Below are 11,449 nucleotides of genomic sequence, written 5' to 3' on the forward strand. Positions count from 1 at the left end.
ATCATAAGTTGCCTTTTTCTATTAGAAATAAGGCAACTTACTTATCGTATTTTGATAAAGGTGTTATATTGCTAACAAGGAGGTGTAAACGTCTATGACAGAAGGGATTTATAATAAACTTACTGAAGCAATTGAAGAAAAGGTCACTTATCAAAATCCATTACTATTTTTAAAGGTATGGGACATTGTTATGGAAACTTCTTATTATGATCAAATTGAGAGTGCCCCTTGGCATTATCATGAAGAGATTGAGTTTTTAGCAATTATAGAAGGATATTTAGGTATACAAAATAAAGATAAATATATTGTTCTTGGTCCTGGAGATGTTTTTATTTTGGGGAAATCTGAGTTGCATCGGTCACATAAAGCTTCTGCAGATTCGTTACACTACATTGTGTTTCAAGTAAATTTAAAACAACACTTTGACCGAAGCATTATACAATATTTACATTGCTTTTCAGAACAAACAAAATCTCTAAATGAGTTAAACTATATTTTTGAACAAAATAAAGTGGTAAAACATGAGGCTTATGCTCTTATTATAGAAATCTTTACAGAATCAAAAAAGAAAATAAACGGATATGAAATCGCAATTAGTGCTGCCATTAAGAAATTACTTTTAATACTAGTAAGAAATGATACACATAACATTTTAAATTATAGTGAACAAGACGACTTGGCTCGTTTAAAACCCGTACTTGATTATGTAGAAGATCATATAGGAGAAAAGATAACCGTAACCAAAGCATGTGCATTAATAAATTTAAGCTATCATTATTTCATAAAATACTTTAAAAGAATTATGGGTATTTCCTTTTTGGATTATGTGAATTATAAGCGCATCAAACAAGCAGAAAGTTTATTAATAACAAGTGACCTTAGTATTTCAAATGTCGGATGTGAAGTTGGAATTGCAAACATGTCACAGTTTTATAAGTTGTTTAAAAAAGAGAATAACTGTTTACCAAAGGAGTTTAAACAGCGAATACAAAGCAGTAAACAAGCCACCCTTAAAAGAAATTAATAGCTTGTAAGGGTGGCCTAGTGTGTTGCGAATAGCTTTGTATTTAATTGTTTAATCTCCCCTTCTGCAAGGGGCTGGTAAAATGCATGTTGTAATCCTTGCATATGTAAGGTTTCTCCTATACACAACAATACTTTACCAGGGAGCAGGTCGAGTAATAGTTCATTATTAATTTGCTTTGCTTGTTTTTCAGTAGAAACATAAATAACTAAGATAGTAGGATTATTTCCAAAACCCCGCATAATAATATCTTTTCCTGATTCTACAAAAGTTTTCCATCTAGCAATTATTCGTTTTAATCGGTCTTTTTTATCAGATAACAAGGTAGAGTATACAACGAAATTTAATTTACGTTCTTCCCCGCCGTTTACTATAAAACTTAAAGGAGGGGTAAAAACCCCTTTATTAATGGATGGATGCATAATATGTCCTAAAAAGGATGAAGCATAACGCAGGTGGCAAAGTAGGTCTATATCATGCCAATAACGTAGGTGAACATATTTACCATGATTATCAATTCGTTCTGGAGCAAAGAAGAACATATTTCCTTGCCAGTATTTTAAGAGTTTATAGCCATTATCGGATAACGTATATGTTTCTTCAAAGATCTCCATATCAAAAATATCTACTTGCCATTTCTCAATTAGACGATAATAAAGTAATCCTTGAAGTGCATCATTTATTTTCTTACGTGAATATTTACTTTTGAATAAATATAATAAATGATTGAATCTAACGGACATATGCAAACCAATGAAAGTGAGTAATGCATATTGTTCTTCTGTTAAACGCTGCTTAAACTTAACTAATTCTTCATAAGAGTGGAATACATAGGTTTTATCCAAATCATGTATCCGATATATTTGAAGTCCTTGTACATCCTCACTTGATAAATGAGGAATAGAAGGGATATAAGTAGACATTTGTTTCTCTATTGTACGCATAATCATTCATTAAAATTGGTAAATTGACGAATTAGATTTTTTACTCTGGCCTTGCGGATAATTTAGGATACGTACGGTTCCTCTTCTATTTTTAGCATCAATATTAAGCAGCTCACATGTAACGATTGTTTGGTTAATTGCATCTTCTGGAGTTGGATTAGCAAGGTTACGGCTCTTTAGTCCTTTAAATTGAATACCTGGTGCAACCTCAACGAAAATCCCAGCAATAGCATCAACACCTACAATTTTACCTACAAAGCGGTCACGGCGTTTGTTTAATTCTAATAGTTTCTCCATTGGATCTGTTTCTAATATTTTTTTATTTCCCCTAAACTCATAGCGCCCATTCTTTTCTACTACTTTATCAATGATAAGCTCTACAACATCACCAATAATAATATCCTCTGAGCGAACGAATGAATGGGACCATTGCGAGTATCTTACTCCTACTGTCACACCATGAACTTCAACCAATACAGTTTGTGCAGATGGAATATGTCCAGAAACGTTTCCTGTATATACCTTATTTCCGTCTTGTGTTTCTACTTCTTCATATAGTCTTTTTTGAAGTGCTATTTCCCCTGCAGTGATAGATACAACAGCAAAGTTCCCTTCTTCTGTTTTCTGGAAGTGTTCAATAATAACAGGCTTTGTTCTACCCACTAACCATTGAGGATTTTTAGGAATGTTTATACCTGCCTCTGTAATTGGACAATATGCTGTTGTATGAGAACCAATTTGCATTGTAAGTACTTGTATACGCTCAGACTTTCCGTTTTTAGTCGGGAATAGTTTTTCAGATACGACTGTAATTAAACCTTTCCCTACAGTGCGTTCACGTTTCATACGTGCTAATTCTTCTAATTCATGTTCACGTACTCGCTCGAATTGATTAAAGTTTGTTGCTGACAATGTGTCACCTTGTGAATTCTCTGATTCAAAAACCATTCCAAGTTCTTCTACAGTTTGAGTGTTTGTTTTGTCTTCTGCCATTACATTTTCCTCCTAGAACGCAAAAAGGACACACCTGTACCGTTGGGATGGTACGTAAGGTGTGTCCTTCACGTAAATTATGTTTTATTTATATAGTTGTTAATACAAATATAATGGTATTTTTACTCAAATGCAAGAATAATTTTAAAATCATAAGTTTGCTATAGGTTGAATCAAAATCTAGAACACAGTCTTACTAGGGCTCTACTGCCAACATTTCAGAAAGATAACACGCTAAGAGTATGCATAATTTTATACAATTTTTCGGGTAATCCAGTAACAAACGAGAAACCTAAAAACGCGACATAATAGGATTGTATAAAAAAATGCATTGCTCCATAGAACGGAAAAAGGAGATTTCCTTGTGAAAGTAGGATTCCTTCTTTTTCCTCTCTACCTATAATGAGACGTTATGTTAACCTTATATGTATACAATATACATTAAATTATTAGTTCTTAATATATATCTCATCCATATAATAATAATGTATATTTCCAACAAATTTTAAGTATATAAACTAAACTTTTTAACTCTAATTTCTTAAAATAAAAAAAGGAAAGGTACCTTGATAAAACTTCATTATATTAAGGAGTGGAAATATGGCTTATCTTTCTTTATATTCTAATAACTATCCAAACATGTATATTCGTGAAGTAACTGGTTTAGGAGAACTTACTACGATTCAAACCGAAAGTGACCAAATGTATGCCTCATTTGAATGGACAGGTGCTTGGAGATATGGAGAAAGTGGACAGATTCGTTTAATGATCAACCCATTAATTGTTTTACGACACTTACCTGAAGATAACTTTCGTATCCATTTTAGTTATTACGGACCTGCCTTGGATCCAGAAGCGGAACCAAAAGTACGCGCAGACTCTACCTTCATCTTAGAACCTGGACTTATAGACCCAAATCAGTATTCATTTCGTTCGTCTAATTACCCCAATCGTTACATTCGTCACCGAGATTTTCATCTCTATACTGAACCCATAAATCAATACCCGGACCATCAATATGCAACATTTAGAAGAGCCCTTCCATTATATCAACCTAGATATTATTAACTTCACTAATAATAGTTCCCCCAAACATTACTTAAATAAACCTTCTTTTGACCAGTCATTTTCATAAATTATACATGCTTTCTCCTAATAAGAAGAGCTAATTAAGATATTTATTTTATTAATTTTTTTAAAACACATACTTTTACAAATTATGTAATCCTATCATAAGCACTCTGTAAATTCATTTTTTATATGTATAGACAATATACACGAACATAAACAATTCAATACAATCTTAGTAATTTAAAAAATATTTTTGAGGAGGAAAATTATTGGCTCATCCATCGATCAATTATAGAGCATTGATAAACAATTATTCAGACATTGAACGTCACAAGGAGTGTATAGCAAATGAGTTGAGGTATTACTATTCAAATGTAAGTAATCAAAGCGGCGCAGTTGTCTGCACAACCAATGATGATCATACAGTGGTTATTATGCATTTGAAAATTGATCAATATCGATTTTACGAAATTGTAGTTGTTGCTGGTCCAGACTATGATAAGATAACAAACAAAATTATTCCAAGAATTTGGAGCTTAATTAGTAGAGCTACTAATATTTGTGGTTAATTGTAGAATTTATTTTGAAAATGTCTACTTAAAAACTATAGACATTTTAATTCAACTTAAAGAAAATTGAGTTTAATAAACAACAAAAAGGATCTTCCAATCAAAGATCCTTTTTTCATACCAATAACAGGACATTATATTAACTTACATATATATAAGTTATTTGACGTTTACTTTGATACAATAGACCGAATAATAATAAACGGATAGCATTTTATCTTTCATCACGTCTAACGAATGGGATATGTGAAATCATCAGCTGTAGCCCTAATTCCAATCAACCCACGACGTATCTTATTTGGCTCAGTATTCGGATCGCCCCAACATCGATCGAAATAATATTCTAATCCATTAGAAAATCCCATATATCCTAAAGGGAGGACAACATTATATTCATTTCCTTCCCACTTCCTAGTTTCATTTGTATCCCTAGCAAAGAAGTAAACATCACTATACGTGGCCGGTCCAGGCCATAACGTTATTATCTGTCCAGGGGCCATACGAAACCACCCTTGTTTTCTCCATTTACTACTACATGTTGGATCATAAAAGGCGGCTGCTAACCACACGGTTAAATTGGTCTCGTTCCTAAATTTAAATGGCATAATTTTCACTCTCCCTTTTCGTTATTGTTTCGAAATATGTTCCATAAAACGTAATATTAGATTAAATAGTATTATTAAAGTTTTTCAATTAATTTTTTATAAATTAAATCTTTTCTATTGCAACTAATTTTCCCCTATTATTTTATTTAACTGTATACTTTTTGGATGATTGTCTATACATAATTGGGTGATTTCCATACTCATACAAATTTCAATGGTATATCTTTTTTATTCCTTGATAACTTTTTCAATTTGATTTTGATACGCTGCTTGCTTTTTGTCTGTCGGCTTGGCGAGAAAAACACACGAACCGAAAAAAAGTTTTGCAAGGACAACATCAAAAAGAAAAGGCAGTAGCCTTTAGATGAGGATGAAGATTTTTGAAAGGTTTTCTCAAAAATACGACCCGTTCCTTACGGAACTTTTAGCCCTATTATATAAGAATGTGATAAAGAAAATATAAAAAGTCAGTAATAGCAAGGGTTCATAAGACATGAGGTGTTAATTTTTTTAACACCTATAAAATGAAAAACATATATATATATTGACATCTAAAATAAATTGGTAGTTTATGTTTTTTCCTATTTATTGGTATACATTTGAATTCAGTTCTTAAAAAACCATTTTAACAGTATATTTGTAATTATAATTCCAAATTTAGGTAGGAAATTTTTCCACGGGGAGTGGTGTAAATGTATAGACAACCGCCAATAACTGCTCAATCTGATGACCCAAATGTTGCTGCAGTTTTAGGTAATAATACCAATGGTGGTATTGGTATACGGGCAATGTCCAACAAACAGATCCCTCTTGTCGCTGAAGGAGGTGGTGGATGGCCAGTTTTATTTCTCAAGAATAATTCATCAGGGCTTCTTATCTCTAGCCTGAATCAAGCAGGTAACGTCGCCCCATTCTCTGTACATTCTGATGGTTCAATTGAAACAAAAGGTTATATCGTCTCAAGAAGTGACATCGAAGCAAGTGGAAATATCGCAGCATCGGGTGACGTCTGGGCACGAGGAGTTAAGCTAACTAGTGATAAGAAGGCTAAGAAGAATTTCTCCAACGTCGACCCTTTTGAGATGCTGGAGAAATTATCAAGCTTGCCTATTCAGTCTTGGAGCTATATAGATGACACATCCAGTAAGCGTCACATTGGCCCGACTGCTCAAGATTTCCAATCCGCCTTCGGATTAAATGCAGATGATGAAAAATACATCTCGAGCACAGATTTACATGGTATATCTTTGGCTGCTATTCAAGGTTTAAACAAAAAAAATGAAGAACTTAAGATTGAAAATGCTCAACTACATATAAGTTTAGCTAATCTTGAAGCACGTCTTTCTAAACTCGAATCTAAAAGTTAAACCAATTTTAAATTTCTCGACAAAAAAACTAGCTAACTTGCTAGTTTTTTCACTTCTTTTAAACAGATAACGATAATTATGTAAACACAAAAGTCCTCCAGTTAAACAATCTGGAGAACTTTTAATAGTTTTCTAAGTTATCTTCCAAATACACTCAATCCTAAATAAATCAAACTATAACTAATTAAACCACTTACAAGCATCAAACCTATTTTTAATAATTTATCTTTTATATTAGGCTTTACTTCACTTACAGGTTTTCCCTCTATAAAATCAACTATTTGACGATACGTTTTTAAATTGTGCTCTTTTTTTATGTTTTCAACTTGCTGTAATGAAAACATAAGCAAAATCGTAAGTACCAAAGGTATTATAAGACCATAATAACCAAAAAAGTAAAATACAGGTGCAATAGAAATAGGAAGTATAATCATTGATGCTAACATGATGTAACTCCACTTAAAGAAAGTTGATTTTTGAAGTTCTTCTTTCATGATCTTTACATCTCCTTTAACTAAATTATCCAGGGAGACATTAAAGAGAATACTCATCATTAGTAAATTATGAATATCTGGATAGTTCCTTTCATTTTCCCAGTTAGAAATAGATTGTCTGGAAACATGAATTTTTGCTGCTAACTCCTCTTGGGACATATTATCCCGTTTACGAAAATAATGTATCTGTTTACCAATGTTCATTTATACATCTCCCTTAAATTTGAGATTAAATTAAAGGTTAATTAAAAACTACCAAACTTCTTTATAATAACGTAATTTTAAGGAGTAAAAATGTTTTATCATGCAATTTCCGCTTTATTTTTACTTCCTACAACGATAATTATATAAATAAGCTGCCAATATGGGCAGCTTATTGTATTTTTGGCTTAGCGTGATTTTTTTCGAAATACTGGCGATATTCCTACTAGATTTAATTTGAGGTTTACATTCTATTAATCAAAGAAATTATTCAACTCTTTACTCATAACGTTCGATGTTTTTTGCTTTGGTTTCTCAATTTTATTAAGCAGAGACTGCGAAGTGTTTTTCGTATTTTTTTGCTGAGTTTTTAAGTGCTCTTGGCGTTCTTTGTAACTCATAGGTTTATATTCTTGTTTCTTCTCATCATTTTTCGAATGATCTTCTCTATTTTTTTCTAAGTTTTCTTGAACCGTAATACTAATAGATTCGTAAACTTTTGCTACATCTTCATCTAGCTTGTTTTCTTCGGTAGGATTAAGCGTTTCTCCAATTGAAACCGTGTTGATTTCTACATGTTTTTCTTCTGGCTCTGTTATTGTAACGGGAGGTCCATCAGATGGGAATTCTTCAAACAGTGTTTCGGTCTCATCAGGAATCACGGAATGAATAATGGAATCTTTATTCCAATCTTGCTTTAACATAGTAATAGATAATTCTTTGTTTAGTTCTGCTACCTCCATATTTATTTCATAGCATTCGTCCATAGGAGGTAATTCTATATCTATGGTTTCTTCATTATCTTTTTTCACGACTGGTTCTTTTATTTCAGTGCTTATACTTTCTAGATGTGTTTCTTCTGTTATAACAGGCAGTTCACCATTTCTTTGTAGGGCTTCTATTAATCTTGATGTACGTGTATAACTAATTTCAAACGTGTCTTGTAGTACCGGTATAGAGGCACTTCCCGCTTCTTTCACAAAACTTAAAACATCGTCGTATAGAATATCCTTAAAGACGCTAGTCTCCTCTTGTACAGTTTCTTGGTCTTCGCTTCGAATCGCTACTTCCTGTGAAATAGTATTATCAGATGAATGAGTAGTATTAACACTTGTTGCTTCTGGCATACTACTACTATTTGAAATTAATACTTTACGAGGACCATCCCCTGTGTAAGAACTTACAACTAGATTTTGTTCTAACTTCTCAATACATTGCATAGCTTTCATATAGCCGATCTTGAATTTTCTTTGCAGAATAGATGGCGAGACTTGCTGGGATTCAACAATGAATTCCTTAATATCTTCATACAACTTATTTTCAGCTTCATCATCAACATCTCCCTGCTGATCCATAGTTGCAGGTTCATTAGATAAGGTTTCATTATGAGACTTGTGTACCTTATAATCTTCCAATGATACAATGTGCTGTTGCTCTTCGGTTGTTTCTACAGAGCTATTTTGTTTCATCTCATCCTCTTGTATAGGCGGCAAAGGTTGTATTTTTTTCATGTTCTCTGCGTCTACATGCTTCATAGGATTTGCTTTTGCAATAGATTCATTAATAAGACGAAGACGTTCATTTTCCCAATATTGCCCTGTTTCTATATCTACTTGAATGATTGCTTGGGCGAATTCTTCTTTTGGTACAAAGTTACTTGTAATTTGTTGTACAGGTTGCACATGATTATCTTGTACTATACGAGCAGCACAGATGAATGCACCTTGTCCCATAATATCTCCTGGTGACATAACAACTTCTTTTGCTTTCTGATAAGTTGATCCTAATCGACTAACAGGGTTGTCTTGCATAGGTGAAATACCTTGTTCGGATTCTGCTTCTTTAAATTCCTCCTTCTCACCGAACATGTCAGAGAAAATTTTTGCATCATATGGCGTTACATCTCCAAATATCATTTTGTTACGGAATGAGCCTAGTAAGGTAAACATATATTGCTCCGTAAAGTCGAGAGCTAATTGAGATAGTGTTTGGCTAGCGATTGTTAGAATTACTTTATATTTACGAGATTGTGCAGGGAATTCTTTAAACGGCCGAACAACATAATCCGGGAATTCATCCACAATAATGTGATGGTAAGGTGAGACGTTTGGTTCCCTACGGAATACCGCATTCTGCATACTCAGCAATACAAATTTTCCTAATACGTTTGAAAGGTCTGCTAACTCCCCTTTCGCAGTATTAACTAGTAGAATACCACCCTGCTCTAAATGGATATCGAAATCAAAATCGGATTTCCCAAATAAAACACGTCGTATTAAAACGTTTGAAGCTAAATCTTTTAAGATATTACGCAAGCCCTTTACATATTCTTCTTCTCTATCATAATGCATCGGTTGTCCGCGATATTTTCCTGATTTATAAACGGCCGGTTCTCCTTGGAAATCTGTTTTTTCACAGATTGTATTATTAAACCATTCATCAATACCTTTTATAATTTGATATTCGTTTTTTTGGTCACGTGAAGCTGCTCCACTTTGAACAAAATCATATAACTTTTCTACCTGTATTTTTAATAGTTTGTGCATACGGTGGACACGCTCTACATCGTCATACATGCTTATTAAATCATCAAAGGTGACATCTTTTTGTGGATTATGCAGTTTTAATAAGTAGATATGTTGCTTAAGGTGGTTACGTTGCGCTTGTTCAAAGAATGCATTGTTAGATTCAGACAAACCTTGAATAACCATTGCAAAAACTTCTGCTACTTTATCAACCGGTCCACGAAGAATATTTATATTTTTGGTATCGGGATTGGTTGGATCAATGTAGTAAACCGAGCTTGCTGGGATCTTATGTGCTTGTACCAATTTAAATACTTTTTGACATAAATCATTACTCGGTTCAATAACAGTCACACCATTTAAAAAGGTTCCTTTTACTTCTTCTGTATCATAATCATTCTTTTTATACGCTGTTTCAAACTTATTTATAAAACGTACCATCCAGTGCAAGTCTTGATTAATCATGGGAATAATTAAACTTGATGTTTTACCAGAACCGATTGGACCAATAATAATTCCATTTAGCGTTCTATCCTTCCCCTTAATACGAACCATCTCTTTATGCTCAATATGAGGTCCAATTTCTACATCAGGATAGATTTGCTCTTCTTGGCTATTAAACCATTTTTGTAACTTGTGATTTTTATATTCGTATTTTTGTACCCACTTTAATATTTCTTCTCTGTAACGAACAATATGGCCACTATACCAAAGTGTAAACAAGATCATAAAGACTGTAGGTAAAAAGACAAAAATCATAGTGAGTGTGTGGAAATTCCCTGTTAAGACATGACCTATGGCTTCATACTCACCAAAGTTAACATGTTTTGATTTATCCGTAAGATAAGGGATAACCTTTGCATGGATTGGAGCAGTTGCAAACCATAAAAATTGAATATCAACTGCAACATGAGAAGCAATCAAAATTATTAATTTCCCATTTTTTACATGCAAAGCAGGAATACGGCTATAAAACCTAAAGCTGAATTCTCCTAATATCAAAGAAAAGAACATTAAAATAAGCGGTACATATGTAATTTCTATAGGATAAGACGGTGATTCAAATGCATAGTAGAGTAACTTGATGTAGTTTACTAAACCGAACACAAATGAAAGAATAAATCCGCTAATTAAGCCGATTGTAGTAAATAACGGTAATCGTTGTTTAAATGTCTGCATATAGGCTCACCTACCTCTTACAGATATAATTGAGCTTTATGTTTAAACTTGAATCGCTTATTGAATTCTTTTTTGAATAATCCCTTTGATTTTTCAAAAAAGAATTTTGCAGCGTCTTCAGTTTGCTTTAAATATAAATCAATACTATCTCTGTCACAGAGTTGGTTATATTCTTCTTGGGAAAGTACTGCAATATTTACTTCTATTTTTTTATTCGATGCCGTTTCAATAATTACATCATACCAATAGTAATTCGGTTTTCCTGGGATTTGGATATCTTGTAGAGAAACGCTAAACGTTGCGCCCTCTTCTGTCATATGTTTGAGGACTAGTTCAGGGTTTTTAAACGCTTCTCTAGCAGAGAGCACTCCCTCAGTTGTAGTAGTTGCATATTGTAAATCCATTTTAATTTTCCACCTTTCTCCATATAAAAAAAGGCAAGCGACACCCACTGTAAAAACAGCGTGTGTCGCTTGC

The 11,449-nt window shown here is 33.1% G+C and carries 10 protein-coding genes; 4 read left to right on the forward strand and 6 right to left on the reverse strand.

What is annotated here, in order from left to right; genetic code table 11:
- Positions 1 to 94: 94 nt before the first annotated feature.
- Positions 95 to 1,024: an AraC family transcriptional regulator gene (locus tag ACTFRH_RS26755; RefSeq protein ID WP_000134678.1), complete on the forward strand. Its 930-nt coding sequence runs from the start codon at positions 95 to 97 to the stop codon at positions 1,022 to 1,024.
- Positions 1,025 to 1,041: 17 nt separating this feature from the next.
- On the opposite strand, the gene ACTFRH_RS26760 is transcribed toward ACTFRH_RS26755, so the two are convergent.
- Positions 1,042 to 1,968 carry a hypothetical protein gene (locus ACTFRH_RS26760; protein ID WP_033703389.1) on the reverse strand — a complete coding sequence of 309 codons (927 nt, stop codon included), beginning with the start codon at positions 1,966 to 1,968 and terminating at the stop codon, positions 1,042 to 1,044.
- A 9-nt stretch (positions 1,969 to 1,977) separates the two neighbouring features.
- Positions 1,978 to 2,961, reverse strand: coding sequence for a hypothetical protein (locus tag ACTFRH_RS26765; RefSeq protein ID WP_000796706.1), 984 nt, complete (start codon positions 2,959 to 2,961; stop codon positions 1,978 to 1,980).
- A 600-nt stretch (positions 2,962 to 3,561) separates the two neighbouring features.
- Between ACTFRH_RS26765 and ACTFRH_RS26770 the strand changes: the two genes are divergently transcribed.
- Positions 3,562 to 4,029, forward strand: a complete 468-nt coding sequence (locus ACTFRH_RS26770; RefSeq protein ID WP_000323831.1) for an AbfB domain-containing protein — start codon at positions 3,562 to 3,564, stop codon at positions 4,027 to 4,029.
- 272 nt (positions 4,030 to 4,301) lie between these two features.
- On the forward strand, positions 4,302 to 4,601 hold the full coding sequence (locus ACTFRH_RS26775) for a hypothetical protein (RefSeq protein ID WP_000941097.1): 300 nt from the start codon (positions 4,302 to 4,304) through the stop codon (positions 4,599 to 4,601).
- Positions 4,602 to 4,831: 230 nt separating this feature from the next.
- Here ACTFRH_RS26775 and ACTFRH_RS26780 read toward each other — a convergent pair whose 3' ends face one another.
- Complete coding sequence (locus ACTFRH_RS26780) at positions 4,832 to 5,206, reverse strand: DUF1036 domain-containing protein (protein WP_001115951.1); 375 nt, start codon at positions 5,204 to 5,206, stop codon at positions 4,832 to 4,834.
- Positions 5,207 to 5,898: 692 nt separating this feature from the next.
- Here ACTFRH_RS26780 and ACTFRH_RS26785 point away from each other — a divergent pair.
- Positions 5,899 to 6,573 (forward strand): tail fiber domain-containing protein, encoded by a 675-nt coding sequence (locus ACTFRH_RS26785; RefSeq protein WP_000286232.1) that lies wholly within the window; start codon positions 5,899 to 5,901, stop codon positions 6,571 to 6,573.
- Between the two features lie 137 nt (positions 6,574 to 6,710).
- On the opposite strand, the gene ACTFRH_RS26790 is transcribed toward ACTFRH_RS26785, so the two are convergent.
- From ACTFRH_RS26790 to ACTFRH_RS26800, 3 genes are all read right to left on the reverse strand, one after another.
- Positions 6,711 to 7,271: a helix-turn-helix domain-containing protein gene (locus ACTFRH_RS26790; protein ID WP_001020599.1), complete on the reverse strand. Its 561-nt coding sequence runs from the start codon at positions 7,269 to 7,271 to the stop codon at positions 6,711 to 6,713.
- 251 nt (positions 7,272 to 7,522) lie between these two features.
- Entirely contained in the window at positions 7,523 to 10,972 is a 3,450-nt protein-coding gene (locus tag ACTFRH_RS26795; RefSeq protein ID WP_001192889.1) for a DNA translocase FtsK, read from the reverse strand.
- A 17-nt stretch (positions 10,973 to 10,989) separates the two neighbouring features.
- Entirely contained in the window at positions 10,990 to 11,376 is a 387-nt protein-coding gene (locus ACTFRH_RS26800; protein ID WP_000365740.1) for a hypothetical protein, read from the reverse strand.
- Positions 11,377 to 11,449 lie beyond the last annotated feature (73 nt).

This window comes from Bacillus cereus group sp. MYBK216-1, from assembly GCF_051916495.1.
Lineage (GTDB): Bacteria > Bacillota > Bacilli > Bacillales > Bacillaceae_G > Bacillus_A > Bacillus_A thuringiensis_K.

What these genes read in the sequence shown, in the direction of transcription:
- ACTFRH_RS26755 (WP_000134678.1), top strand. Translation starts at nt 95, where the DNA reads ATGACAGAAGGGATTTATAATAAACTTACTGAAGCAATTGAAGAAAAG.
- ACTFRH_RS26760 (WP_033703389.1), bottom strand. Translation starts at nt 1,968, where the DNA reads ATGCGTACAATAGAGAAACAAATGTCTACTTATATCCCTTCTATTCCT.
- ACTFRH_RS26765 (WP_000796706.1), bottom strand. Translation starts at nt 2,961, where the DNA reads ATGGCAGAAGACAAAACAAACACTCAAACTGTAGAAGAACTTGGAATG.
- ACTFRH_RS26770 (WP_000323831.1), top strand. Translation starts at nt 3,562, where the DNA reads ATGGCTTATCTTTCTTTATATTCTAATAACTATCCAAACATGTATATT.
- ACTFRH_RS26780 (WP_001115951.1), bottom strand. Translation starts at nt 5,206, where the DNA reads ATGCCATTTAAATTTAGGAACGAGACCAATTTAACCGTGTGGTTAGCA.
- ACTFRH_RS26785 (WP_000286232.1), top strand. Translation starts at nt 5,899, where the DNA reads ATGTATAGACAACCGCCAATAACTGCTCAATCTGATGACCCAAATGTT.
- ACTFRH_RS26790 (WP_001020599.1), bottom strand. Translation starts at nt 7,271, where the DNA reads ATGAACATTGGTAAACAGATACATTATTTTCGTAAACGGGATAATATG.
- ACTFRH_RS26795 (WP_001192889.1), bottom strand. Translation starts at nt 10,972, where the DNA reads ATGCAGACATTTAAACAACGATTACCGTTATTTACTACAATCGGCTTA.
- ACTFRH_RS26800 (WP_000365740.1), bottom strand. Translation starts at nt 11,376, where the DNA reads ATGGATTTACAATATGCAACTACTACAACTGAGGGAGTGCTCTCTGCT.